Source organism: Dehalobacter sp. TeCB1, assembly GCF_001707455.1.
Classification (GTDB): domain Bacteria; phylum Bacillota; class Desulfitobacteriia; order Desulfitobacteriales; family Syntrophobotulaceae; genus Dehalobacter; species Dehalobacter restrictus.
The window spans coordinates 94,588-118,250 of record NZ_MCHF01000065.1; the positions used below are offsets into that span (position 1 = coordinate 94,588).

General features: G+C 45.9%; 27 protein-coding genes. 22 read left to right on the forward strand and 5 right to left on the reverse strand.

Annotation, left to right across the window (positions count from 1 at the left end; all coding sequences use genetic code 11):
* Window positions 1-34 precede the first annotated feature (34 nt).
* Window positions 35-1,654, forward strand: coding sequence for a HAMP domain-containing sensor histidine kinase (locus tag A7D23_RS13850; RefSeq protein ID WP_019224669.1), 1,620 nt, complete (start codon window positions 35-37; stop codon window positions 1,652-1,654).
* Complete coding sequence (locus tag A7D23_RS13855; protein WP_019224670.1) at window positions 1,639-2,022, forward strand: hotdog fold thioesterase; 384 nt, start codon at window positions 1,639-1,641, stop codon at window positions 2,020-2,022. The genes A7D23_RS13850 and A7D23_RS13855 overlap by 16 nt, the downstream gene beginning before the upstream one ends.
* Before the next feature lie 81 nt (window positions 2,023-2,103).
* On the opposite strand, the gene A7D23_RS15745 is transcribed toward A7D23_RS13855, so the two are convergent.
* Window positions 2,104-2,253, reverse strand: a complete 150-nt coding sequence (locus tag A7D23_RS15745) for a DUF1540 domain-containing protein (protein WP_019224671.1) — start codon at window positions 2,251-2,253, stop codon at window positions 2,104-2,106.
* 328 nt (window positions 2,254-2,581) lie between these two features.
* On the opposite strand from A7D23_RS15745, the gene A7D23_RS13860 reads away from it, so the two are divergent.
* Window positions 2,582-3,121 (forward strand): hypothetical protein, encoded by a 540-nt coding sequence (locus A7D23_RS13860; protein WP_242871538.1) that lies wholly within the window; start codon window positions 2,582-2,584, stop codon window positions 3,119-3,121.
* Window positions 3,122-3,124: 3 nt separating this feature from the next.
* Here the strand turns inward: A7D23_RS13860 and A7D23_RS13865 are convergent, their stop codons facing one another.
* Window positions 3,125-3,481, reverse strand: a complete 357-nt coding sequence (locus tag A7D23_RS13865) for a LysM domain-containing protein (RefSeq protein ID WP_019224673.1) — start codon at window positions 3,479-3,481, stop codon at window positions 3,125-3,127.
* A 188-nt stretch (window positions 3,482-3,669) separates the two neighbouring features.
* On the opposite strand from A7D23_RS13865, the gene A7D23_RS13870 reads away from it, so the two are divergent.
* From A7D23_RS13870 to A7D23_RS13935, 14 genes are all read left to right on the forward strand, one after another.
* Entirely contained in the window at window positions 3,670-4,197 is a 528-nt protein-coding gene (locus A7D23_RS13870) for a MarR family winged helix-turn-helix transcriptional regulator (RefSeq protein ID WP_019224674.1), read from the forward strand.
* Between the two features lie 97 nt (window positions 4,198-4,294).
* Window positions 4,295-5,278: a beta-ketoacyl-ACP synthase III gene (locus A7D23_RS13875; RefSeq protein WP_019224675.1), complete on the forward strand. Its 984-nt coding sequence runs from the start codon at window positions 4,295-4,297 to the stop codon at window positions 5,276-5,278.
* Window positions 5,278-5,508 carry an acyl carrier protein gene (locus A7D23_RS13880; protein ID WP_019224676.1) on the forward strand — a complete coding sequence of 77 codons (231 nt, stop codon included), beginning with the start codon at window positions 5,278-5,280 and terminating at the stop codon, window positions 5,506-5,508. Before A7D23_RS13875 ends, A7D23_RS13880 begins: the two co-directional genes overlap by 1 nt.
* Window positions 5,509-5,521: 13 nt before the next feature.
* Window positions 5,522-6,472: an enoyl-[acyl-carrier-protein] reductase FabK gene (gene fabK / locus A7D23_RS13885; protein WP_019224677.1), complete on the forward strand. Its 951-nt coding sequence runs from the start codon at window positions 5,522-5,524 to the stop codon at window positions 6,470-6,472.
* 87 nt (window positions 6,473-6,559) lie between these two features.
* Complete coding sequence (gene fabD, locus A7D23_RS13890; RefSeq protein ID WP_025206191.1) at window positions 6,560-7,498, forward strand: ACP S-malonyltransferase; 939 nt, start codon at window positions 6,560-6,562, stop codon at window positions 7,496-7,498.
* A gap of 69 nt (window positions 7,499-7,567) precedes the next feature.
* A complete protein-coding gene (gene fabG / locus A7D23_RS13895; RefSeq protein WP_019224679.1) occupies window positions 7,568-8,308 on the forward strand; it encodes a 3-oxoacyl-[acyl-carrier-protein] reductase in 741 nt (246 codons plus the stop codon).
* Window positions 8,309-8,323: 15 nt separating this feature from the next.
* The gene (gene fabF, locus A7D23_RS13900) at window positions 8,324-9,565 is read left to right on the forward strand and encodes a beta-ketoacyl-ACP synthase II (RefSeq protein ID WP_019224680.1); all 1,242 of its coding nucleotides are present in this window, start codon (window positions 8,324-8,326) and stop codon (window positions 9,563-9,565) included.
* Between the two features lie 4 nt (window positions 9,566-9,569).
* A complete protein-coding gene (gene accB / locus A7D23_RS13905; protein WP_019224681.1) occupies window positions 9,570-10,028 on the forward strand; it encodes an acetyl-CoA carboxylase biotin carboxyl carrier protein in 459 nt (152 codons plus the stop codon).
* A gap of 37 nt (window positions 10,029-10,065) precedes the next feature.
* Window positions 10,066-10,488, forward strand: a complete 423-nt coding sequence (gene fabZ, locus A7D23_RS13910) for a 3-hydroxyacyl-ACP dehydratase FabZ (RefSeq protein WP_019224682.1) — start codon at window positions 10,066-10,068, stop codon at window positions 10,486-10,488.
* Window positions 10,489-10,508: 20 nt separating this feature from the next.
* Entirely contained in the window at window positions 10,509-11,858 is a 1,350-nt protein-coding gene (locus A7D23_RS13915; RefSeq protein ID WP_019224683.1) for an acetyl-CoA carboxylase biotin carboxylase subunit, read from the forward strand.
* A 36-nt stretch (window positions 11,859-11,894) separates the two neighbouring features.
* Entirely contained in the window at window positions 11,895-12,791 is an 897-nt protein-coding gene (accD, locus tag A7D23_RS13920; protein ID WP_019224684.1) for an acetyl-CoA carboxylase, carboxyltransferase subunit beta, read from the forward strand.
* A gap of 21 nt (window positions 12,792-12,812) precedes the next feature.
* Entirely contained in the window at window positions 12,813-13,757 is a 945-nt protein-coding gene (locus A7D23_RS13925; RefSeq protein ID WP_019224685.1) for an acetyl-CoA carboxylase carboxyltransferase subunit alpha, read from the forward strand.
* A complete protein-coding gene (locus A7D23_RS13930) occupies window positions 13,757-14,575 on the forward strand; it encodes a biotin--[acetyl-CoA-carboxylase] ligase (protein ID WP_019224686.1) in 819 nt (272 codons plus the stop codon). The genes A7D23_RS13925 and A7D23_RS13930 overlap by 1 nt, the downstream gene beginning before the upstream one ends.
* Before the next feature lie 134 nt (window positions 14,576-14,709).
* Window positions 14,710-15,333, forward strand: coding sequence for a biotin transporter BioY (locus A7D23_RS13935; protein WP_019224687.1), 624 nt, complete (start codon window positions 14,710-14,712; stop codon window positions 15,331-15,333).
* 270 nt (window positions 15,334-15,603) lie between these two features.
* On the opposite strand, the gene A7D23_RS13940 is transcribed toward A7D23_RS13935, so the two are convergent.
* Entirely contained in the window at window positions 15,604-16,860 is a 1,257-nt protein-coding gene (locus A7D23_RS13940) for a CapA family protein (protein ID WP_019224689.1), read from the reverse strand.
* 232 nt (window positions 16,861-17,092) lie between these two features.
* Between A7D23_RS13940 and A7D23_RS13945 the strand changes: the two genes are divergently transcribed.
* The gene (locus A7D23_RS13945; RefSeq protein WP_019224690.1) at window positions 17,093-18,472 is read left to right on the forward strand and encodes a citrate/2-methylcitrate synthase; all 1,380 of its coding nucleotides are present in this window, start codon (window positions 17,093-17,095) and stop codon (window positions 18,470-18,472) included.
* 164 nt (window positions 18,473-18,636) lie between these two features.
* Here A7D23_RS13945 and A7D23_RS13950 read toward each other — a convergent pair whose 3' ends face one another.
* Together A7D23_RS13950 and A7D23_RS13955 are read right to left on the reverse strand one after the other, a co-directional pair.
* Window positions 18,637-19,773 (reverse strand): glycosyltransferase, encoded by a 1,137-nt coding sequence (locus A7D23_RS13950; RefSeq protein ID WP_019224691.1) that lies wholly within the window; start codon window positions 19,771-19,773, stop codon window positions 18,637-18,639.
* 196 nt (window positions 19,774-19,969) lie between these two features.
* Window positions 19,970-20,419, reverse strand: coding sequence for an Hsp20/alpha crystallin family protein (locus A7D23_RS13955; protein WP_019224692.1), 450 nt, complete (start codon window positions 20,417-20,419; stop codon window positions 19,970-19,972).
* A 243-nt stretch (window positions 20,420-20,662) separates the two neighbouring features.
* On the opposite strand from A7D23_RS13955, the gene clpP reads away from it, so the two are divergent.
* From clpP to A7D23_RS16185, 4 genes are all read left to right on the forward strand, one after another.
* The gene (gene clpP, locus A7D23_RS13960) at window positions 20,663-21,307 is read left to right on the forward strand and encodes an ATP-dependent Clp endopeptidase proteolytic subunit ClpP (RefSeq protein WP_287897019.1); all 645 of its coding nucleotides are present in this window, start codon (window positions 20,663-20,665) and stop codon (window positions 21,305-21,307) included.
* Between the two features lie 189 nt (window positions 21,308-21,496).
* A complete protein-coding gene (gene galU, locus A7D23_RS13965; RefSeq protein WP_025206189.1) occupies window positions 21,497-22,453 on the forward strand; it encodes a UTP--glucose-1-phosphate uridylyltransferase GalU in 957 nt (318 codons plus the stop codon).
* A gap of 153 nt (window positions 22,454-22,606) precedes the next feature.
* Window positions 22,607-23,386, forward strand: coding sequence for a hypothetical protein (locus A7D23_RS13970; protein ID WP_019224695.1), 780 nt, complete (start codon window positions 22,607-22,609; stop codon window positions 23,384-23,386).
* Window positions 23,387-23,483: 97 nt separating this feature from the next.
* On the forward strand, window positions 23,484-23,639 hold the full coding sequence (locus tag A7D23_RS16185; protein ID WP_158208571.1) for a hypothetical protein: 156 nt from the start codon (window positions 23,484-23,486) through the stop codon (window positions 23,637-23,639).
* Window positions 23,640-23,663 lie beyond the last annotated feature (24 nt).

Genomic DNA, 23,663 nt, shown 5'->3' on the forward strand with positions numbered 1-23,663 from the left:
GTCATTGAATGTAATAAACGGCGGCGGTGTTGGAATGAGGTCAAAAGAGTTAAAGAAAAAGCTACCGCTTTTCCAGTGGACTTGGCGCACCTATGTTTGCGAAGCACTCATTCCATTGATTATCATGGGATTGGTGTTTATTGCTATGTTCATTCTCGCGCACTTCTGGCTGCATAAAGAAGTATCAGGTATGCCGATTGCTGGTCAGGGAGAAAAGCTCTATGCCGCGCTGAACGGTTTAAGCGATCAATTGTACCGTATTGGCCGTTTTATCATTGTAGGTCTTCTTATTTTCTATGGTATATTTATCATCATGTTTTACCGGAAAGCTCATCGAATAAACAAGGCGATCTCGGACCCTCTGGCCAGGATTAAGCAGATGGTCCTTGATATCGGTACAGGACAGCACCTCCAGGAACAACCGGATTTCTTCATTGAAGAGTTGCAGGATACGGCAGTCTCAGTCGTACAATTAGGTAAACGGCTGCATCATCTCGATGCCAATCTGACAGTTTACCAGTCTGAAATCAGGAAAAAGGAAGAAAATCTGCAGGCCCTGGTAAAATCCATTGATGATGCTATTTTTGAAGTAGATGAATCCGGGATCGTTCGGAATGCTTGGACAAATGATCAGAGTATTTTAATTAGACCGGCTGCTGAAATCATTGGTTCCTCCTTTTATTCCGTTATGGATGAGGAGACCGCAAAGATCAACATGACCTTGATCAATCGTGCTATTCAAGGCAAGGAACCGGAGGTATTTGAATATTTCCTGAACACTTCAAAAGGCGTCCGTTGGTATCAGGCACGGATAGCCCTTATTGACAATGATAGGCATAGTGTTTCCATCTCCGTAAGGAATATTACCGATAGGAAGGCGCTGGAGAATTCGCTTATTTCAGCCAAGATGGAGGCTGAACGGGCCAGCCTGGCCAAATCGGAATTCCTCTCGAGTATGAGCCACGAATTTAAAACACCCCTGAATGCGATTATGGGCTTTGCCCAACTCCTGGAGATCGATACGGAGGCTTCTTTAAACGAATTTCAGAAGCAGAGTGTCAAAGAAATCTATAAAGCAGGGAACCACTTGCTTGACCTGATTAATAAAGTCCTTGATCTCGCGAAGATTGAAACAGGCAAATTTGATGTCGTGATTAAACCGGTAGAAATAAAACCTGTCCTAGAAGCTTCGATCAATTTAGTCAAGCCTCTGGCTGATCTGAAAGGAATTGCGATCACGGCAGCGTATTCCGGGTGTGAGAATTATTGTGTGGCGGCAGACCAGATCCGTTTGAAACAAGTGCTGCTGAATATTTTTTCGAATGCGATTAAATATAGTTTTGATAATGGAATGGTTGAATCCAGCTGTCAGGAGTTTGATGGGTGGCTGCGGTTAAGCATCATCGATAGTGGTTTAGGCATTCCGTTGGAAGAACAGGGTAAGATATTTGATCCTTTTTTCAGGGCATCGAATATCAACCATTTAATCGAAGGTACCGGGATTGGGTTGCCGGTTGCCAGAGAATTAATTGAACTGATGGGCGGAAATCTTGGATTTGACAGTCAAGAGGGAAAGGGAAGCCATTTCTGGTTTGAACTTCCTTTGGTTCATGCCGGCTCGGCAGAAAGGATGACAAAATGGATAACATATTAGAGGAAATGGGTAAGGATATTTTTGCAAAATATGTTGGGATAGAAATACTCAAAGCCGAAGCCGGAACAGCTGAGGCCAGGTTAAAGATAGACGAGCGCCATTTAAATGCGCTTGGGATCGCTCAGGGCGGAGCCATTTTCACGCTGGCGGATTCGGCACTCGCTGCAGCGTCGAATTCCCGGGAGGGTACGGCAATTGCCGTAAATGTCAGTATTACCTATTGTCAAGCTGCCGGTCTGGGAATACTCACCGCCAGGGCCAAAGAAGTATCCCTAAACCGGAAAATAGCGACCTATCTGGTTGAAGTCACGGATGAGAAAGACAATCTCATCGCCATGTTTCAGGGAACGGTTTACAGAAAACAATAAAATAGAAAGCTCATGTTCGTACCATACTAACGGTGACATGGTGCGAACATGGGCTCTGGAATTTCATACGTCTGGCATTCATTACTTCTGAGGTTTGAAGGTATCACACTGTGTCTCTTCCGAGCCTTGGGAATACTTGACCCCTCTGTGATTCACCTGAATCATCGGCGCATCGCACATGACATCTTTATTGTAATGACACTCGGTGACTGTACATTTAATTGAACCCATTTTTTTCACCTCCTTGGGCGAGTATCTTATTAACGTTAAAGCTTTGGCGTTTATACCTCTTATTATTATGAACAAAAATTAATTTACTATGTGGTTAGCAAAATCAATAAATTTCTAAAGACGCCTCGGCGTCTTTTTTCATAAGGCTTGCATAAATGGAAAATTATTGAAGAAGGCCGCATATATTATTATTGCCATGATCATTTTTTGGAATGGGGTGACTCACACGAATGATTTTAATTACAGATATGCCGTAAACCACAGCAATCCGGTAAATTATTATTATCAACCGCAGCCGGGCAATCCCAGAAAGCCTTGGGGCTGTCCAATGCAGCAAAATAGCTGGAATAACGGCATCCATCCTCTCTTTGAACCTTCGATTCCGTCCAGAGCCAATCTGATTTTGCTTACGCCGGCAATTTTTGGAGCTGCGGCCGCGCTTACGGTCGGATTTAGTTTGTACGGCCGCAGTTTCAGCAGAGGATATTCAAAATTTATTTTTTTTGTTAATATCTATGCGATCATTGCTTCTCTGGGCGCCGGGACATATATCTTCGAAACGTTAACCCTCGAGGAAAGGAAAGACGCCAAACTAAAGGATATTATTCTTCCGCTGATAACAGTCATTTTGTTTTTTGCACTGCTCTTTAATCTGGTCTACTCGCTTTATCCGTCTTCCTTTTCCGGGACAATCGGAAAAACGCGTGTAACTCAGTTTATTTCGTTTCTTTCTTTAAGCATTGGTAGTATTTCAGTGGGGGAAACTTTTAATGTGACACCGGAAAAAAGCGGGACGCAAATCATGGCTGCTGTGGAATCCTTCTGGAATTTATTTGTTCTGTCACTTCTTATATCTTTGATCACATAGTCCTTAGCGGGATCTTCTCCGTCTCTTGACAGGAAGACAGATCATTTGGCCGATCCGCAGGTTCGTGGGATCAACTCCGGGGTTCAGTGAGATAAGCGAAGTTGTTGAAAGGTGGTATTTACCAGCCAATTTGGAAAAGGTATCACCTGCTTTGATAACATAACGGTTCGCTGGTGGACATGAAACAACGCTCCTCCTGATTGGAATGCAGATCAAGACCCCCGGTTTCAGGTTATTTGGGTTTACTCCTGTGTTCACCGATGCAATTGCCTCTGCAGTTGTATTGAATTTGCGGGCAAGGCTATAAAAAGTATCACCCGGCTTGATTTGATATGGGATTGTTCCTTTCGGACAGGTCATGAAAGCTCACTCCCAGCAGATATTTTTTCTCTTCTCATTGTATGAAAGGATTACCTGTCTGCCGGACAGAAGGACAAACCCAACCCCAAATTTTTTTCGTTTTAAAGGTTAGAATAAGAAAATCCATAAAGGGATAGTGAAAATACTTCTAAAATATTCAGATTAAAGCAGGAGATGTACAAGTTAGTTTGAATACTAAAATATTTGACAACCAAATTAAAAATAAGGTAAACTTTGATTATGCGCTGAGAGGAAGTGAAAGGTTGGAAACAAATTTTCGTACTGTTTTAAATGAACTTCTGATTGGAACATTTAATCAAATTCTAGATGTAGAGCAGAATGAGATTAAGAAAGGACCATTAAATAATTTGTCTATCTCAGAACTGCATGCGATTGAAGCGATTGGAATGTATCAGGACAGGACAATGTCTCAGGTTGCCGCTGATCTGGGTATCACTGTCGGAGCGCTTACTTCTTTCATCAATAACCTCGTTAAAAAGGAGTACGTTTCCAGACAAAGGGATGAGGCAGACCGGAGAATTGTCAGGATCAGTCTGACCCGAAGGGGAAAGCTTGCCTACAGGATTCATGAAAAATTCCATCTGGATATGGTCAAGCATATGCTTCTCGGATTAGGGGAACAGGAGAATATTTTAATCGAATCATTGCAGAAACTCACCGAATTTTTTGATTCGAAGTATTCCTTTAACCATTAACAAGAGATAAAAGATACATGAAAAAGGTAAACGAACAGAAGATTCGTAATGGATGATAATAAACGAAATAATATGAGAGAAAAGGAAATTTGGAAATATGTATGACGTCGAGATAATTGGCACTGGCAGCTATGTTCCTGAAAACAGGGTGACGAATGATGATCTGTCTAAGATTGTTGACACAAGCGATGAATGGATCCGTACCCGGACAGGGATCAAAGAACGTAGAATTTCACTGACGGAAACCACAGCGGATCTGGCAGTTGCAGCCGCCCGCAGAGCGCTTGATGATGCCGGAGTTGCCGCTGAGGAGCTTGATCTGATTATTGTGGCCACGGTTACACCGGACTATTTTTTCCCGTCAACGGCATGTTTTGTCCAGAATAGTCTCGGAGCCAGCCGGGCAGCTTGTTTTGATATCAGTGCGGCTTGCACCGGTTTTATTTTTGGACTCAGCATTGCCTCCCAGTTTATCAGAACAGGGATGTATCAAAAGGCACTGATCATTGGTGCCGAGGCCCTTTCCAAAATAACGGACTGGGAAGACCGCGGCACTTGTGTCCTGTTTGCAGACGGGGCTGGCGCGGCGGTTATCAAAAGAGGAAATCAAGGCATCATTTCCGAAGTAATCGGTTCTGATGGGAGCAAAGGCGAATGTTTGGAATGTCCTGCCCTTCCGCTCAAGAACGTCTTTATTGAGGCCGAGGAAGCAAAGCCCCCACATGCCAAAATGAACGGACGGGAAGTTTTTAAATTTGCAGTCAATATTTTACCTGAGTGTATTTTGAAGATACTTGAAAATACACCTTATACGCTGGAAGACATTAACCATATCATACCGCACCAGGCGAACCTGCGGATCATCGATTCAGCGGCCAAAAAGCTGCAGGTGGATCAGGCGAAGTTTTATGTCAACCTTCCCAGTTATGGAAATACCTCGAGTGCGAGTATCCCAATTGCCTTGGATGAAATGGCCAAAGGGAAGTTAATCCATAAAGAGGATCTGCTCGTTCTTGTCGGATTTGGAGGAGGACTCACCTATGGCGCGATGCTGATTAAATGGACCATAGGGGGTAAGTGATGCCTTTTGACACGATCTGCAGGATTATTGCCTCCCAGATTGAGATTGAACCGGAGAAAATACAGCTGTCCACCAAGTTCCAGCAAGACCTCGGGATTGACTCTCTAAGCATTTTTGAAATTGTTATGGAGCTGGAAGATGTATACAGGATTGAAATTCCGACTGAAGATCTTGAAGAATTAATCAGCGTAGCAGATCTGGTTGACTATATGAGTAAGCGAACGAATTGAAGGAGAGAGTGGCATGAATAACTTTGATTTTTTTTATAAGCTGGGCGTAAAATACCCGCTGATTCAAGGCGGTATGGCCTGGATTTCGGACAGCTCACTTGCATCGGCTGTATCAAACGCCGGCGGAATCGGTATCATTGCGGGGGCCAATGCACCTGTCGAATATGTCAAAGAAGAGATTAGGAAGGCCAAAGCTCTGACAGACAAGCCTTTTGGCGTAAATATCATGCTGTTAAGTGAAAATGCCGGAGCCATTGCCCACCTCGTCTGTGAAGAAGGGGTAAAAGTAGTGACGACAGGCGCCGGAAGTCCCGGGAAATATATTAAAATGTGGAAAGAAAACGGCATTACGGTCATTCCCGTAGTTCCTTCCGTTGCGCTGGCCCGCAGGATGGAGAAGGAGGGGGCAGATGCCGTTGTGGCGGAAGGGGGAGAGTCCGGCGGACATGTCGGTGAACTTACGACCATGGCCTTGCTTCCTCAGGTGATTGACGCTGTAAATATTCCGGTGATTGCTGCTGGGGGAATCGGTGACGGCAGAGGGATTGCCGCAGCTTTTATGTTGGGTGCAAGTGGTGTCCAGGTTGGCACAAGGTTCCTAACTGCCGAAGAATGTACCGTGCATCAAAACTATAAGGATAGAATCCTGAAAGCTAAAGATATCGATTCAGTCGTTACAGGCAGGCCAACTGGTCATCCGGTCAGAGTCCTCAGAAATAAACTTACCCGGCAGTTTGAAGAGCTGGAAAGGACGGGGGCACCTCTGGAGCAGTATGAGACGCTTGGCGCCGGTGCGCTGCGCAAGGCTGTAAAAGAGGGAGATACGGATTACGGATCGGTAATGGCTGGGCAAATTGCAGGTCTGATTAAAAAAGAACAGACCTGCAAAGAGATTATTGAAGAAATGTTTGCCCAGGCAGAGGAACGTCTGAAAGCTATTAAGCTTGACAGTATTACCCGCTAAAGGGATACGTATGGGGGACGAAAGAACCATCCCTTTGTCCCCCATATTCGGATGATTATCGGATGATTATTGGAGGATACGGAAAGAATGGATAGAAAGACAGCGTTTATTTTTGCGGGCCAGGGTTCACAGTATGTTGGCATGGGAAAAGAACTTTATCAGCATAACGATGTTTCGTGGGCAGTTTTTGACCTGGCGGATCAGGAACTTGGATATTCGCTGAGTGGCCTGTGTTTTAACGGACCCAAAGAGGAACTGGATAAAACTGAACATACACAGCCGGCCATTCTTACGGTCAGTGTGGCAGCCGCAAGGGCGCTGATGGATCAGGGGATCAATCCTGATCTGACAGCCGGATTCAGTCTGGGTGAATATTCTGCCTTGGTCTTGAGCGGTGTATTGCCATTTGAGGCGGCTGTGAAACTGGTCCGGAACAGAGGCAGGTATATGCAGGAGGCTGTGTCTCAGGGTGTTGGAGGAATGGCTGCAGTCCTCGGTTTGGAAACATCCGGGGTCGAACAGGCTTGTCTTGGGGCTGAAAGTCTCGGGGTTGTACGGATTGCCAATTATAACTGCCCAGGTCAGGTTGTGATATCCGGGGAAAACAAGGCCTTGGAAGCTGCTTCGGCTAGGGCTATTGAGCTCGGAGCTAAAAGGGTGATCCCGCTTGAAGTCAGCGGACCGTTTCATACGGGCTTACTCGAACCGGCCGCCCGGAAATTGGCTGACGAGCTGGCAGGCATTGAATTTTCTGATCCCCGGATTCCGGTGATTTCCAATGTTACTGCAGATTATATGGCGGATAAGTCGGCGGTCAAGGAACTATTGCCACAACAAGTTATGCGTTCCGTCCTTTGGGAGATGTCCTTCAGAAGGATGCTTGCCGACGGCGTAGATACCTTTGTGGAACTGGGACCTGGAAGTGTCTTAAAGGGCTTTGCGAGAAAGATTGACAAGAACGTGAAGGTTCTGAATGTCGAAGACCCGACATCTCTCGAAGCTGTGGTGAAATACTTTAACGATTAAGAACGTACTTGAAATCTAGAGTGCATGTCATGGTTTCTATCAATATTGAGTTCCAGAAGGAGGTAGGATATGCTAAAGGGGAAAACAGCAGTTGTTACAGGTGCCAGCAGGGGTATTGGCAGAGCCATCGCTTTAAAGCTTGCTGAACAAGGCGCGAATATCGCGGTGAATTATGCAAGCAGCGAGCAGGAAGGGTTAAAGCTTGCCCAGGAAATCGAAAATCTCGGAGGGCGGGCCTTGGTCTTAAAAGCGGACGTCAGTGTATTCAGTGAAGCGGAACAATTGATTGCGATGGCCAAAGCAGAATTTGGAACCATAGACATTCTGGTCAATAACGCAGGGATAACCCGCGACGGTTTACTCATGAGGATGTCGGAAGACGATTTTGACCGAGTCGTAGAAGTAGACCTTAAAGGGGTGTTCAATTGTACCCGGCATGCCGTTCCTATCATGGTCAAACAAAGAAGTGGCAGGATCGTCAATATCACTTCTGTTGTTGGAATTCTTGGAAATGCAGGGCAGGTTAATTATGCAGCGGCCAAAGCCGGTGTTATTGGACTTACTAAATCACTGGCCAAGGAAATCGGCAGCAGAAACATCACGGTGAATGCTGTAGCCCCTGGCTTTATTGAGACGGATATGACGTCAGGGTTATCGGATAAAGTGAGAGAACTGACCAAAGAGAGCATTGCTTTAAAGCGGTTTGGTAAACCGGAGAATATCGCCGATACGGTTTTATTTCTAGCTTCAGACGCCGGTGAATACATTACCGGCCAGGTTATAAGCGTTGACGGCGGAATGGCATTTTAGGAGGAGACCAACAATATGAGAACACGCGTAGTTATTACTGGAATTGGGGCGGTTACTCCGCTTGGCAACGATGCAGCCACATTCTGGCAGGGCATCAAAGAAGGAAAATGCGGGATAGGTCCGATCACAGCCTTTGATACGACGGACCATAAAGTAAAAATTGGTGCCGAGATCAAAGATTTTGATCCTGAAACGCTTTTGGATAAGAAAGAAGCCAAACGTATGGACCGCTACTGCCAGCTGGCAGTGGTGGCGGCACAGCAGGCTTATGAAGATGCGGGTCTGAAAGAAGCCGAGATCGACCCGGAAAGATTAGGTGTTTTGGTTGGATCGGGGATAGGCGGTCTGCTAACGATCGAAGAACAGCACAGCAGACTGACCGAGAAAGGGCCCGGCAGGGTTTCCCCTTTCTTTATTCCGATGGCGATCAGTAATATGGCTTCAGGGAATATTGCGATCAAGCTTGGTGCCAAAGGAATTAACTATAGTATTGTCACAGCCTGCGCTTCAGCAACGCATTCCATGGGTGAAGCTTTCTGGAAGATCAGAGACGGTCAGGCGGATATGATTGTTACCGGTGGCGCTGAAGCCCCGATTACGCCTCTGGCGGTAGCCGGATTTACTTCCATGACCGCTTTGAGCAACAGCAATGATGTCAACAGGGCTTCCATCCCGTTTGACAAGGAGCGGGACGGGTTCGTGATTGGTGAAGGTGCGGGTATTTTGGTTCTGGAATCTTTGGAGCATGCTAGAAAGAGGAATGCAAGAATCTATGGCGAAGTAGTTGGTTATGGAGCTAGCTGCGATGCCTACCATATGACCGCACCTGCACCGGGAGGGGAAGGCGCGGCCAGGGCGATGAAGCTTGCCTTAGCTGATGCCGGAATTGGTTCGGACGAAATATCCTATATCAATCCGCATGGAACAGGTACACCGTACAACGACAAGTTTGAGACGGAAGCGATCAAAGCCATATTTGGAGAAAAAGCTTATCAAATACCGGTGAGTTCGACTAAATCAATGACCGGTCATCTACTGGGAGCAGCAGGAGCTATAGAGGCGATTATCTGCGCCAAAGCACTTCAGGAGGGCTTTGTACCACCAACGATTGGCTATCAGGTTAAAGATGAGGAATGTGACCTGGATTATGTACCAAATTGCGGGCGTAACATGGATTTGACCTACGCCCTATCCAATTCGCTTGGATTTGGCGGCCATAATGCTACCATTATCTTAAAAAAATGGTTAGAGGGATAAAGTGATGGATTTAAAAGAAATTCAAGAACTGATAAAAATGGTGGATGAGTCCGGGCTGACTGAATTTGAGCTTAAGCAAGAGGATTATAAAATTATTTTGAAGAAAGAAAAGCTTCAGCCCATGTTTCAGCCTGCACTTCAACCCATACAGAGCTTTATGCCTGGGGCTGCAGCCGGAAAAGAGGCGGTGACTCCGGAACATCCAAGTTCTAAAACTGAAGCGCCGCAGACAATCAATGCCCCGATTGTCGGAACCTTTTACCTGGCACCGTCGCCCGGAGAGAAACCCTTTGTCAACGCGGGTAGCAAAGTCAAAAAAGGGGATACGCTTTGTATTGTCGAGGCGATGAAGCTGATGAATGAGATTGAAGCTGAAGAAGACCTGCAAATTCTCAGCATTTTGGTTAATGACGGGCAAATGGTCGAATTTGGCCAACCGCTGTTTGAAATTAATACCAAGTAGCGGCAAGGATGCAAGCGGAACTATTGTGGAGGTAAAGATGCTGAACATCAAAGAGATTCAGGAAATCATTCCGCATCGGTACCCATTCCTTCTTCTGGACCGAGTCGAAGAGCTTGAAGAAGGTAAAAGGGTTGTTGCTTATAAAAATGTTACGATCAATGAGTACTTTTTTCAGGGACATTTTCCGCAAGAACCGGTAATGCCCGGTGTACTCATTATTGAAGCGCTGGCTCAGGCCGGTGCGGTAGCTTTATTAAAAATGGAAAAATATCAGGGTAAGCTCGCTTACTTTACCGGAATTGACAAGGCCAAGTTCCGAAGGAAGGTATTTCCTGGTGATGTGCTGAGGCTGGAAGTAGAGATCATAAAAATCAAAGGCCCTGCCGGCATCGGCAAAGCCCTTGCTACGGTTGACGGGGAAAAAGCTGCCGAAGCCGAAATCAAGTTTTTTATCAGTTAATAAAGTTGGTGGGTGAAAACTTGTTCAAAAAAATACTCATTGCCAACAGAGGCGAAATAGCGGTCCGGATTATTCGGGCCTGCCGGGAAATCGGAGTTGCAACAGTTGCAGTTTATTCGGAAGCCGACCGGAACTCCCTGCATGTGGATCTTGCTGATGAGACGGTTTGTATCGGACCGGCCAGAGCAAGGGACAGCTATCTGAATACCAAGAATATTATCAGTGCAACGGTTCTGACGGGCGCGGAAGCCATTCATCCGGGATTTGGCTTTTTGGCGGAAAACAGCAAATTTGCCGAGATGTGCAAAGCGTGCCATATCGCATTTATCGGTCCTGACCCGGAAGTGATTGAAATGATGGGGAATAAAGCTAAGGCCCGGCAGATCATGGGCCAGGCGGGTGTCCCTATCGTTCCCGGTATCGAAGGTGTGTTGGCTAATTTTAAACAGGCAGAGGCTTCTGCGGAGCGTATTGGCTATCCGATCATGCTGAAGGCATCGGCAGGCGGCGGAGGCAAGGGTATCCGGATTGTCTGGAGCCGGGATGAACTGAAGAAAGCTTATGATATGGCCAAAAAAGAAGCGCAGGCTGCCTTTGATGATGATTCAATGTATTTGGAGAAATATCTGGTGGAGCCGAGACATATCGAATTTCAGATCCTGGCCGACCACTATGGAAATGTCATTCACCTCGGAGAAAGAGACTGTTCAATCCAGCGCAGAAATCAAAAAGTCATTGAAGAGGCTCCTTCAACCGTCCTGAGTGACGAGCTTAGGTGGAAAATGGGGGATACAGCTGTTCGAGCTGCTCAAGCGGTAGGTTATAAGAGCGCCGGGACCATCGAATTTTTAGTTGACAACAACGGCGGCTATTACTTTATGGAAATGAATACCCGTATCCAGGTCGAGCATCCCGTAACCGAACTGGTTACAGGAATTGATATTGTGAAGGAACAACTGAAAATTGCCTCGGGAGAACAGCTAAACATCCGGCAGGACGACGTGCATATTCAAGGCCATGCCATAGAATGCCGAATCAATGCGGAAAATCCCGCACTTGGGTTCAGGCCGTCTCCCGGCAAAGTGAATATCCTTCTCTGGCCCGGAGGAAATGGCGTAAGACTGGACAGCGCGCTCTACAGCGGCTATGATATCCCGCCGACCTATGATTCGATGATCGCGAAACTGATTACGCACGGCCAGGACAGGAATGAAGCCATCAGTAAAATGCGCAGGGCTCTTGATGAGTTTATCATTGAAGGCATTGACACCAATATTGAATTTCTGTTTCAGATTTTGAATAACCCGAAATTTAGGTGCGCAGAAATTGACACATCCTTCATTGCCAAAGAATTTGACTATGGAGCGTAATGACAACCAATAAAAAAATGATTACGGTTGGTGCTCATGTTTAAATTAAACAGGGTTTTTAAGAAACCGCGTTATCTAACCATACAACAGAATAATAGTCAGCCGTTGCCGGCAGAGATAGAGGGGCAGGGGGAAAAGAATGTTTTGCCTGCCATTCCGAACGGGCTGTGGACAAAATGCCAGAATTGCGGAGAGACAGTTTACACGAAGGATCTCAGTAATAATAACAAGGTCTGTGTTCGCTGCGGCTACCATTTCAGGATGGGAGCCTGGGAAAGAGTCGATCTGATCATGGACACCGGTACATTTAAAGAAATTAATCAGGAGATGAAAAGCGTCAATCCGCTGGACTTTGAAGGCTATGCAGAGAAAGTCAGCGCTGGCCAGGAGAAAACGGGCCTTTCGGAAGCTGTACTGACAGGGTATGGCAAGATTCATGGCCAGGATGCTGTGATTACGGTGATGGACAGTAACTTTATGATGGGCAGCATGGGTTCGGTCGTTGGCGAGAAAGTGACCCGGGCTTTTGAATTTGCTGCTGAAAGGAAAATGCCGATCATTGCTTTTACTGCTTCAGGTGGGGCCAGGATGCAGGAAGGAATGTTTTCCCTGATGCAGATGGCGAAAACATCTGCAGCCGTTGGCAGACACAGCCGGCAGGGAGGACTGTATATCGCGGTTTTGACCGACCCGACAACGGGCGGCGTCACGGCCAGCTTCCCAATGCTGGGAGATATCATTTTGGCGGAACCCGACGCGCTGATCGGCTTTGCCGGCAAGCGGGTCATTCAACAGACCATCAGGCAGGAGTTGCCGGAAGGTTTTCAGAAAGCAGAATTTCTGCTGGAACACGGTTTTATTGATAAAATCGTGGCCAGAGAGGACCTCAAACTAACCTTGTCTCGCCTGATTAAGCTTCATTACAGGCGTTAAGCAAAAAGACGGAGTGTGGCTATGCTCGAGCGGGAAAAAGAATTAGCGGAACTGAATAATAAGCTCAGTGATTTAAGGAAGCTTGCTGAAGATAAGCAAGCCGACTTTTCATCAGAGATTGAGGGATTAGAAGAGAAGCTTACCAGGATGAAAAAGGAAGCATTCTTGAATTTGACGGCGATGGATAAGCTGGCCCTGTCCCGAATGGTGGAAAGACCCACCACGCTCGATTATATCGAGAGAATTTTTCACTCCTTTATTGAGCTGCATGGAGACCGGATGTACCGGGATGACCCCTGCATTGTCGGCGGCGTTGCCAGACTGGGCGATTTGCCGATAACGGTCATTGGCCAGCAAAAAGGCAGAAATACCAAAGAAAATGTCAAAAGAAATTTCGGGATGACAAATCCCGAAGGTTACCGTAAAGCGTTAAGGCTCATGAAGCAGGCGGAAAAATTTCACCGGCCCGTGGTTTGCTTTATTGATACACCAGGGGCTGATCCCGGTATCGGAGCGGAGGAACGGGGCCAGGGGGAAGCGATTGCACGCAACCTGATGGAAATGGTCAGTTTGCGGACGCCTGTCATTTCCATTGTTCTGGGAGAAGGAGGCAGCGGCGGGGCGTTGGCCCTGTCGATCGCAGACGAGATCTGGATGCTGGAGCATTCGATCTATTCCATACTGTCTCCTGAAGGTTTTGCCAGTATCCTTTGGAAGGATTCCTCCAGAGCAAAAGAGGCAGCCCAGATCATGAAGATTACTGCTCAGGATTTGCAGCAAATGGGCCTGATCGACAAGGTTCTGCCGGAGCCTTTGGGCGGTGCCCACCATGATCCCGAGGCGATGGCTGCCGTGATCAAGGAACATTTGTTAAAGGTCCCGTTCAGAACCATGCTGGAACAACTCGATGATGTTCTTGAAAGGCGTTATCAGAAATACCGCAGGATAGGGGCTTATACCGAGTAATGAACGAATCTCTCAGCCCTGAAAAAATAACACAATACCTCCGGACAACTTTTCTGGGAAGAAAGATCCTCTGTTTTGACGTGCTGGACTCCACCAACTGTGAAGCAGCCCGCAGAGCTTTGGCTGAAGAAGAAGGAACTGTGATCATCAGTGAACAGCAGACGACCGGCCGGGGACGTTTTGGCCGAAAGTGGCAGTCACCGGGAGGCAAGGGGATCTGGATGTCAATCATTTTGAAACCTCAACTTCCGCCGGATGTGATACCCCAGCTGACGCTGGCCGGCGCAGCGGCAGTATGTCTGGCAGTGGACGAAGCAGCTATTTCTTTCCCTGGAAGAGGAATCACCATCAAATGGCCAAATGATCTATTCCTGAACGGAAAGAAGGCCGGAGGGATTCTGACGGAAATGTCGGTCAGCAGCAGGCGGACCCCGGTAGTGGTGATCGGCATCGGTCTGAATGTGAACCTTGCTGAAACGGATTTTCCTGATGAACTGAAATCCACAGCGACTTCTTTACGTCTCGAGACGGGCAGGGAACACGACAGGACCAGGCTGACAGCCGGAATCCTAAATGGATTTGAACCGCTTTACCTGGAATACCTCAGCACGGTTGATCTAGGCAGGACCTTAACCATCTGCAGGGAGCGTTCCGAAGTCATAGGCAGAAAAGTGGTTCTCGAAAACAGGGAGGGGCCGGTGCAGACCGCTGAGGTAATCGACCTCGGGCCTAAAGGGGAACTAGTCGTAAGGCTGGCGCAGACAGGGGAGATCAAAGCGATCATTTCGGGAGAAATTTCTGTGGCCCTACACGATTAAACGAGAAGTACGGTCGCGGTTCCCAAAATGAATACAGTATTTACATGGAAAATGGCATTGAAAACGAAGCGTCCTAATGATATAGTACTGAGAATATAGTTTATTACATGAAAGAACAGAACGGAGGAATGATGATGATTCAAAATTCGCATACGCTCGAAGTTTACCGTCAAAAACGTTTGTCCTATTTCCAATGGCGCACGCAGTCAACGACGTTTGCCAAAATTGCTCTGGCAGTAAGTCTGGCCTGCCTGACCGGCCTGCTTGCCCAGGTGAAAATCTACCTGCCATTTACTCCCGTGCCTTTGGTGGCTTCCCAGATTGGGGTGATCCTGGCTGCTGTGCTGCTGGGTAGAAAATGGGGCGGTATCAGTATGGCAATCTATGCTGTCGGCGGTTTGGCAGGAATTCCGTGGTTTGCGGGTTTCAAAGGCGGAGCGGCGGCGCTTGCCGGACCGACAATTGGTTATGTGTTTGGTTTTATCCTTGCAGCACTGTTTATCGGCGGTATGATTGATTCCAGAACCCAAAACCGTAAAGCTTTGCCGCTGACCGGCATTATCCTTTTTGCCCAGCTTGTCCTTGTCTATGTTCCGGGGTTAATATCCCTGGCCATATGGCTTTGGTCGACCGGACAGACAGTTACCCTGGCCGGAGTCCTCTTTATGGGCTATATACCCTTTATTGTCGGAGATATTCTGAAGTCACTCGTCGGAGCAGCAGCTGCCAAAGCCATTGTCCCGATGGAAAAATACTAGCACAGCATCGATTTGGGTTAATATTGGACTAAAGCAGCACTTCAAGAGTAATAAGTACCAGAATAATGACAACAAAGAACGCTGCACGCTGACCATATTTAAATGTATAGGCGTACATGCCGGATCCCCCCCGCAGGCTGATTTGTAAGATATTTGATTTGTTTTATTTTATTCTATGAAGTCCGGGGAGGCAAGGTGATAAAGAAATAAACCTATGGACATATGAACATATGCGCATAGGTTTATTTTTACGGTTCTAACCCTTTTATTTCAGTTGGATTGGGATTCGAGTTCTTTTCCTGCTTCAGGCATTAGTTTCTGCACAGTGTCCCTGCAGAACCGGATCCGTTCCAGATCTGCATCCTTCAGAAGGGGATACAGTCCCGGATTGTCCAGAGCAGCTTTGGCGGGTATAACCTCATAAATCAATTGATTATTCAGGCGTTTTTTATTCACCCAAGTAGGAACGGCGTCCGCCTGGAGAACTTGATGGGTGTGATCTGGATATACCCTGATCGTCACATTGGCGATGATTCCCTGTTCGGTATAAATGTTATCGACGGTTTCCTGACGCTGATCTGAGATGAAATTTCCCTGAGAATAAAAAACCGGAACAGTTCCATTGTTGTCTGTGGCCAAAAATACGAAGGGCTGGAGCACATGCGGATGGCCTCCAAAAATCACATCTGCGCCGCAGTCAGCCAGTACGGAGGCCAAGTCCTGCTGAAAGGTACTAGGCAGTCGATGATATTCATCTCCCCAGTGCATACACAAAATGACGATTTCCGCTCCGGCCTGTCTCGCTTCGGTGATTCTCGCCTTAATGGTTTGCGCAGAACTGTCAAAATCCTGCGGGTCAAAGGTATCCATCAGTCCGGTCATGTTGACGGGAAGGATAAGACCATTGATGCTCAGGCTGCCGTCATATTGCGGATAGCCGTAGCCAAAATTGACAAACGCCACTTTAACACCTTTGATGTCCTTGACGACATAGGTGGTTTCCTTCTCGGTAGCCTTGACGCCGATAATATCCAGTCCCTTGTTTTTGACAACGTCGATCGTCCGGTAGAATCCGGTGATATCCTGATCTAAACGGTGGTTGTTGGCTGCGGTAACAATGTCAATGCCCGATTCCTTCAGAGCATCAACGATCGAATCAGGGGTATTGAATTTGGGATAACCGGAATAGCCCTGCTCAGGCCCGGCAAGCGAGGTTTCCAGGTTGGCTACGGTAATATCGGCATTTCCAAGATAGGATTTAACATACTGAAACTGGCTGCTGAAATCATACAGACCTGTTGAAGAATCGTAAGCGGCCATATAGACCGTGTTATGAATCAGGATGTCGCCGACGGAAGCGATAGAGATATCCACATAGGAAGGCTGCGGCTCGGATTCCGGAAGCGAAGAAGGATCCGGAGGATTTTGAAAAGAAATCTGGTTGGTATATTGGTAGGCGATCAGACCGCCCGCAATGAATAGGACAGCGACTGTGCAGAGGAGGATAATCAGGAGTCTTCTTTTCATAAGCTTGACCTCAAATGATAATGATATAATAATTTTTTGATCATAGAATTTTTGATTTATAGTCTGGCTTTGTTAGACTTGTCTGCGAATAGGATGGTCGCTCTTAGTCATTATAATACATTTACTTCAAAGCGAAAACGAATTATAATGACAGGAAGAATAAATGGTGAATGTTATCGCTGAAGGCTTGGTGCCAGCCGAGCTTTCTTTATGATCCAGAGGAGGTAGGGAAATGGAACAAACAGAGTCCGTACAATTTGAACAATTTGAAACAAAAATGTTTAAAGAACTGACGCAGAAAGCGATAGACAGCAGTAAAATCAATCCTGAGCTATATAGTAAATATCAAGTAATGAGGGGCTTGCGTGATCTTGAAGGCAAGGGCGTACTCGTCGGTCTGACCGAGATTGGTGAAGTGCACTCCTATATTATAGACGAAGGAGAAAAGATTCCTGTTCCGGGAAGATTAACCTATAGAGGTATCGATATTAATGACATCGTCGACGGCTTTATCAAAGACGAAAGATACGGCTTTGAAGAAACGAGCTATTTGCTTCTGTTCGGGCATCTTCCGAACGCCGAGGAGCTGAAGGATTTTGAACAGGTGCTGACGGCATATCAAAAACTGCCCGAGGACTTTGTCCGGGGTACTATCCTGAAAAGCCCGGGCAAGGATATCATGAATATGCTGGCCAGGAGCATCCTGAGCCTATATTCCTATGATGACAACCCCGATGACAATTCCATCGAAAATGTCCTGAAACAATGCATGAAACTGATTGCCTGGATGCCTTTGCTGGCCGTGTATGGCTATCACTCCTGTGCGCACTATCATGGAAACAAGAGCCTATTTCTGCACAGTCCACTGCCTCATCTCAGCACAGCGGAAAATATTCTTCACATGCTCCGGCCGGACAGTAAATACACGAAGCTTGAGGCTGCCCTGCTGGATATTTCCCTGGTCCTGCATTCCGAACACGGCGGCGGGAATAATTCGACCTTTGTTACGCATGTCATTACCTCGACCGGTTCGGACACTTATTCGGTCATGGCTGCTGCTATTGGCGCCTTAAAAGGTCCCAAGCATGGAGGCGCCAATATTAAAACCTACAATATGCTTGAAGACATTAAACAAAATGTCACAGACTGGCAGGATGAGGATGAAATCAAGGCTTATTTGATGAAGATTATGAATAAACAGGCTTTTGACAGGTCTGGCCTTATTTACGGGATTGGCCATGCCGTCTACTCGATTTCTGATCCGAGGGAAGTCCTGCTTAAAGAATACGCCGGGAAGCTCGCTCAAGAGAAAGGTCTAGCCGAAGAGTATGATTTATTCAGCAGAGTGGAAAAACTTGCTCCCGATATTGTCCTGGGCCATAACAAGTCAGGCAAGGTCATCAGCGCTAATGTGGACTTTTATTCCGGTTTTGTCTATAAAATGCTGGGGCTTCCGCTGGAACTGTTTACCCCGATCTTTGCGATCTCCAGAATGTCAGGATGGAGCGCCCACCGGATCGAAGAGATTGTGAATAATGGTAAGATTGTTAGACCGGCCTATAAAAGCGTTGCTCCAAGGCGGGAATATATTCCGCTTTCCGGCAGGAATTAGATAGAGATTTTAAATAAATACGCGGATGAAGACAACAGCCGAAAGCGGTTGTACATTGCGTAGCCCTACCTTCTTTGGTTTCTTTGTCTTTTAACATTAAGAAAGCGGTGTCGCCAACTACTTTAGTAGTTTTGCAGCACCGCTTTGCTTTTTGCGTAGAAATATTAACTTTGATGCGCTCTCAGATATTCTTTGACTTGAGGGCCTTCATACAGCAGCTGATCAGCCAACCCTACGATACTACCCGGAGAAAGCTGTCGGGCCAAGTCCGCAGCATTCTTACGCATTTCTTCAAGTAAACCGGGATTTAGACAGAAACTGTCGATCAGAGGATTAAGTTCGGAGATCTTTGAGGTTCTGACAGCAACACCTGCTTTAACTAGAATCTCGGTGTTTTCTTCTTCTTGTCCCGGAATAAAAAATGGAATAATGATGGGGATATTTTTGTTGATCGCTTCCGAGACAGTCAGACCGCCGGGTTTTGTGATAATCACATCGGACTGGTCCATCAGGTCATAGATGTTCGATGTGAAACCATAAATGACAACATCTTTGGCGTTAAAGGTACCTGTGTACTTTTTTGCAAGATCAGTCCAAAGCTTGCGATTGCTTCCGCATACTACCAGGATGCGAAGATGATGCCGGTTTTCCATAAGCGTTTTCAGGCATTTTTTGATATAGGGGATGCCCATGCTCCCGCCCATGATCAGCAGTGTAAATACATCATTGTTTCTGACAAGGCGGGGCTGACGGAATTCTTCCCGTACCGGAATGCCGAAAATGTGTATTTTATTTTCAGGAACACCTTTTTCCGTAAGCGTATCCTTGGTGTAACATGAACCAACAATGTAGGCATCAACAAAACTATTCACATAAAACTGATGAGCCATATAATCTGTAACCAGCGAAATAAAAGGCAGATTTAAGCGTCCGGATGCTTTTAAATAGGAAACAACACCGACATGAAGAGGATGGGTGGTAATAAGCAGGTCTGGCTTGTACTCTTGAATCAGCTGTTCGATGACACTATCCATGGCCCTGTTTAAAATTCTTTTGACATTTTTATTTAAGAACTCGTTATAGGTAATCTTATATAGTTTACCGTACATTTTCGGTAATCTTGTTGCGAGTATATGATAACCGTCATCGATAAGAGCTTCCATGATCCAGCTTTCTTCTTTTTTTAAGGGTTCTACAATCCGGACGGAATAGCCTGAAGCTTCAAGCTCCTTTTTCAGACAGTCTGCGGCCTGATTATGTCCATGTCCTGTAGACGCAGAGAAAATCATTACTTTAGGCACGAATATTCTCCCTTCAATTAAAAGCATAAGATGCTGAAAGTTATCCTTATACATTATAACAGTTTATGGTCGATAACCAACATAAATTTATTTATTATTTTTTGGCAAATAGGAATAACTACACAAGCAATCTTCTGGCAGGAAGACATACTTAAACGACCTTATAATAGTCTATGGGCCACAGTTTCGCGATCTACTAATACTGAAACTCAATCTGCACAGACTTTTTCTCCCTGCTGTCTGTTTTGGGCAGGAATACATTCAAAACACCATTTTTATAAATTGCCCTGACATTATCAATGGAAACGGTCGCCGGAAGAGAGACGGAGCGGCGGAATTGACCGGTATACCTTTCTTTTTTGTGTAGGCGATCTTCCTGAATCACATGCTGTTCGCGGTTTAAAGTACCGCTGATGGTTATCATGTTGTTTTCAATCTGAATGCCTACATCTTCTCTTCTTTGCAGTCCTGGCAGATCGCAGGAAACAATGATCTCTTCGTCGGTTTCATAGATGTCGGTAAATGGAACGGCCAAGCGCGGAGCGAACTCGTCTTCGAAAAAAGTATATGGAAAACTATAAAGCCTATTGATTTCACGGCGTATCTGATCTGCATTGCGCATTGGATGGAATGGTATAAGATTCATATTTCCAGCCCCCAATATTTTTGGATTTGTATCAAATGCTTTTATCAATCGTACTAGGATTATCTTAACCTGACAGATGATTTATATACCGTCTCAATGTTTAGACGAACGTACTATTGGCAATTAATCAAATAATATGAATGAAATAATTCGAACAAAAAAATGACCAAAAGTTGTCCAAATTATTTGACCTTTATTGACCTTTGTAATAAAATAGAGACATATCAAAATTAACAATCAATGATGGAGGGAACAAATATGAGTTATCTTATCCCGATGGTAGTTGAACAAACGAATCGCGGTGAACGTTCTTACGACATCTATTCTAGGCTCCTCAAAGACCGTATTATCTTCCTGGGCGGAGCAATCGATGATAACGTTGCCAATGTTGTAGTTGCGCAATTGCTTTTCCTCGAGGCGGAAGATCCTGAAAAGGACGTTTTTGTCTATATCAACAGTCCCGGAGGGTCCATTACTTCCGGGATGGCCATCTACGACACGATGCAGTACATCAGGCCTGATGTACAGACCATTTGTATTGGAATGGCTGCCAGTATGGGTGCCTTCCTGCTTGCTGCCGGCACGAAAGGTAAGCGTACTGCCCTGCCGAATGCTGAGATCCTGATTCACCAGCCGTTAATTGCTGGGGGAGGTTTATCGGGGCAGGCTACAGAAATTGAAATTCACGCCAAACAGTTGCTGAAAACGAAAAACAAAATGAACAGGATTCTTGCCGAAAGAACCGGCCAGCCTTTGGACAAAGTCGAGCAGGATACGGACCGTGACTACTATATGTCCGCTGAAGAAGCTAAAGAATACGGAATTGTTGACCGGGTACTGGAAAAAGCAGCACTGCTTGAGCAAAAGAAGAAAAACCCGCTAAAATAGAATCTCTTAAAAAAATTTCATAAAAAACCCTGAAGAAAATCCTGGATATCGGAAACGCCTCATTGAGTAATCATTTGAGGCGTTTGACGTCCATTCAGAAAAAAACATAAAAGTAAGATAAATTCGGCATACTAAACTCGGATTGTTCAAAAACAACCAAAGCAACAATAAAAAAAAGGAGGAAAAATCTTGCAGAAAATTCGTAAAGCAGTCATACCCGCGGCTGGATTGGGTACAAGATTTCTTCCTGCGACCAAAGCTCAACCCAAAGAAATGCTGCCAATCGTAGACAAACCGACCATTCAGTACATCATTGAAGAAGCGGTTCAATCCGGTATTGAAGATGTCATTATTGTCACAGGAAGAAACAAAAGAGCCATTGAGGATCATTTTGACCGTTCTGTAGAACTTGAACTATTTCTAAAAAACGGAGAAAAGTCCGAATTGCTCGATATGGTCAAACATATTGCTGAGATGGTCGATATCCATTATGTCCGCCAAAAAGAAGCTCTGGGGCTTGGTCATGCCGTCTACAGTGCCAGAAGATTTATTGGCAATGAGCCGTTTGCCGTTCTTTTGGGAGACGACGTGATCTATTCGGAAGAGCCTTGTCTGAAACAAATGATTAGGTACTACGAGCTTTATAACAGCAATCTGATTGGCGTACAGGAAGTACTGCCGGCAGAAGTGTCCAAATACGGGATTATTGATGGCAGCAGAATATCTCCGAGACTGTACAAGGCGGAAGCCATGTTTGAAAAGCCGACCCCGGAGGAAGCGCCTGATATTCCGCTTGCGATCATGGGCCGGTATATTCTTAATCCGGAAATTTTTGATATCCTCGCGGAATTGCCTCCGGGAAGAAATGGAGAAATTCAGCTGACGGATGCAATTGCGCAGTTGAGCAAGGTTCAGGATGTGTATGCCTACAATTTTGAAGGGAAAAGATATGATGTCGGGGACAAACTTGGTTTTGTCAGAGCAACCATTGAATTTGCGTTAAGACATGAAGAAATTGGCGAAAGCCTGATGGATTATCTGACCGATATTGTCAGCCGGTATCAGAAAGAAGGTCAGGAGCTTCGCCTGCTTTCAGCAGGCAATAATTTGGACAAACTTTATGATATTAAGAAGAATTACAGTTAACCGGGTAAGTAAATGGATGCTGCCCGGAAAAAACGGCGGAAAATAAAGTACTTTCACAGAAAATAGGTTGTTTACTATCCTCAATGTGACAAGCTTTTCTCTTTGCTATTGGTAATATTATACAGAAAATACCTATAGTAAGGAGGAAAAAGGATGAATTTCAGCCGCAAAAGCATCCTAACTCTTGCAGGGGCTGTTGTTCTGGCGGGGGTAATCATTATTGGCGGAATTTATGGGCCCACTGCCTGGAAAGTATTTCGTGGCCAGGTAGTTGGACCAGAGGACCAAGTGGTTATCCAGACGCCCCCGGTCAATTATGCCGGTGGAGAGACGGATGCTGATCAGACCATTGCTCAGGGTGAAGAAAGTACGGTTTCACCCAATACCGGGGGAACACCGGCTGCAGAAGGTACTGCAGGAGATACCGTTACAGCACCCAATCAGGCTGACGGCACAGACGATTCTGCCAGCAGCACGAATGAAGTCAAAAAGTACAGGGAACCGGATCTGAGTCTTTTGAATATTGCGCCTTCGCTTGAGGAGTATTTTGGCGAGAGAGCGCTCAGCGATGCATCCAGGACTCTTGCCTTCGGAGCCGCCTGGAACATCCACCAGTACACGGATGGTTATCTGTACGGTGTCACCGCAGGGCCTCAGATGAACGAACAGGATATTAAGAAGTACATTGTTTTCCATAAGACCTTATGGGAAAAGCAAATGGAAAATGAGGTCAATTCCAGTCAGGCGTCAACCTTTGATGTATATTTCAGAAATCTTCTGAATAGAGGGATCGATGCCTTTGACAGTAAGGACAAAGTAAGAATTGAACAATTCCATCTCGAGATTCATGATTTGGACGCGCATCTGCTGCGGGATGATATGAGTTCCAAGGTTTACGGGGCAACTCCTTTTGCCACGAAACGTTCTGAATAGCATTCCTAATGCATTGATGGGCGCCTGAAACAACATTTGAAGCGCTTCTAAAAAAGTTATCCTGTCTCAAACCTCCATGAGATTAGGATAACTTTTTTTGATTTTTAACCTTGTCATTATGCTGTTTATTCTGTTGATTCATTTTGGCTCTCTGGGCACGGCGCTGGGGTATTTTGAGAGCTTCCCTTCCCTGATTCAATTGGGGGTCGGAGCCTTGTCCGTAATTATGAAGAGATTGGATAAGGAAGAATAGGTCCACAGTCCTGTAATAAAAATA

Excerpts from the sequence above, each read along its gene's own strand:
- A7D23_RS13865 (WP_019224673.1), bottom strand. The coding sequence starts at position 3,481 with ATGACCTGTCCGAAAGGAACAATCCCATATCAAATCAAGCCGGGTGAT.
- A7D23_RS13880 (WP_019224676.1), top strand. The coding sequence starts at position 5,278 with ATGCCTTTTGACACGATCTGCAGGATTATTGCCTCCCAGATTGAGATT.
- A7D23_RS13945 (WP_019224690.1), top strand. The coding sequence starts at position 17,093 with ATGGAACAAACAGAGTCCGTACAATTTGAACAATTTGAAACAAAAATG.
- accB (WP_019224681.1), top strand. The coding sequence starts at position 9,570 with ATGGATTTAAAAGAAATTCAAGAACTGATAAAAATGGTGGATGAGTCC.
- clpP (WP_287897019.1), top strand. The coding sequence starts at position 20,663 with ATGGAGGGAACAAATATGAGTTATCTTATCCCGATGGTAGTTGAACAA.
- fabZ (WP_019224682.1), top strand. The coding sequence starts at position 10,066 with ATGCTGAACATCAAAGAGATTCAGGAAATCATTCCGCATCGGTACCCA.
- A7D23_RS13925 (WP_019224685.1), top strand. The coding sequence starts at position 12,813 with ATGCTCGAGCGGGAAAAAGAATTAGCGGAACTGAATAATAAGCTCAGT.
- A7D23_RS13940 (WP_019224689.1), bottom strand. The coding sequence starts at position 16,860 with ATGAAAAGAAGACTCCTGATTATCCTCCTCTGCACAGTCGCTGTCCTA.
- fabG (WP_019224679.1), top strand. The coding sequence starts at position 7,568 with ATGCTAAAGGGGAAAACAGCAGTTGTTACAGGTGCCAGCAGGGGTATT.
- A7D23_RS13850 (WP_019224669.1), top strand. The coding sequence starts at position 35 with ATGAGGTCAAAAGAGTTAAAGAAAAAGCTACCGCTTTTCCAGTGGACT.
- A7D23_RS13930 (WP_019224686.1), top strand. The coding sequence starts at position 13,757 with ATGAACGAATCTCTCAGCCCTGAAAAAATAACACAATACCTCCGGACA.
- fabD (WP_025206191.1), top strand. The coding sequence starts at position 6,560 with ATGGATAGAAAGACAGCGTTTATTTTTGCGGGCCAGGGTTCACAGTAT.
- A7D23_RS13970 (WP_019224695.1), top strand. The coding sequence starts at position 22,607 with ATGAATTTCAGCCGCAAAAGCATCCTAACTCTTGCAGGGGCTGTTGTT.
- A7D23_RS15745 (WP_019224671.1), bottom strand. The coding sequence starts at position 2,253 with ATGGGTTCAATTAAATGTACAGTCACCGAGTGTCATTACAATAAAGAT.
- fabF (WP_019224680.1), top strand. The coding sequence starts at position 8,324 with ATGAGAACACGCGTAGTTATTACTGGAATTGGGGCGGTTACTCCGCTT.
- A7D23_RS13855 (WP_019224670.1), top strand. The coding sequence starts at position 1,639 with ATGGATAACATATTAGAGGAAATGGGTAAGGATATTTTTGCAAAATAT.
- A7D23_RS13955 (WP_019224692.1), bottom strand. The coding sequence starts at position 20,419 with ATGAATCTTATACCATTCCATCCAATGCGCAATGCAGATCAGATACGC.
- A7D23_RS13875 (WP_019224675.1), top strand. The coding sequence starts at position 4,295 with ATGTATGACGTCGAGATAATTGGCACTGGCAGCTATGTTCCTGAAAAC.
- A7D23_RS13935 (WP_019224687.1), top strand. The coding sequence starts at position 14,710 with ATGATTCAAAATTCGCATACGCTCGAAGTTTACCGTCAAAAACGTTTG.
- accD (WP_019224684.1), top strand. The coding sequence starts at position 11,895 with ATGTTTAAATTAAACAGGGTTTTTAAGAAACCGCGTTATCTAACCATA.
- fabK (WP_019224677.1), top strand. The coding sequence starts at position 5,522 with ATGAATAACTTTGATTTTTTTTATAAGCTGGGCGTAAAATACCCGCTG.
- A7D23_RS13860 (WP_242871538.1), top strand. The coding sequence starts at position 2,582 with ATGCAGCAAAATAGCTGGAATAACGGCATCCATCCTCTCTTTGAACCT.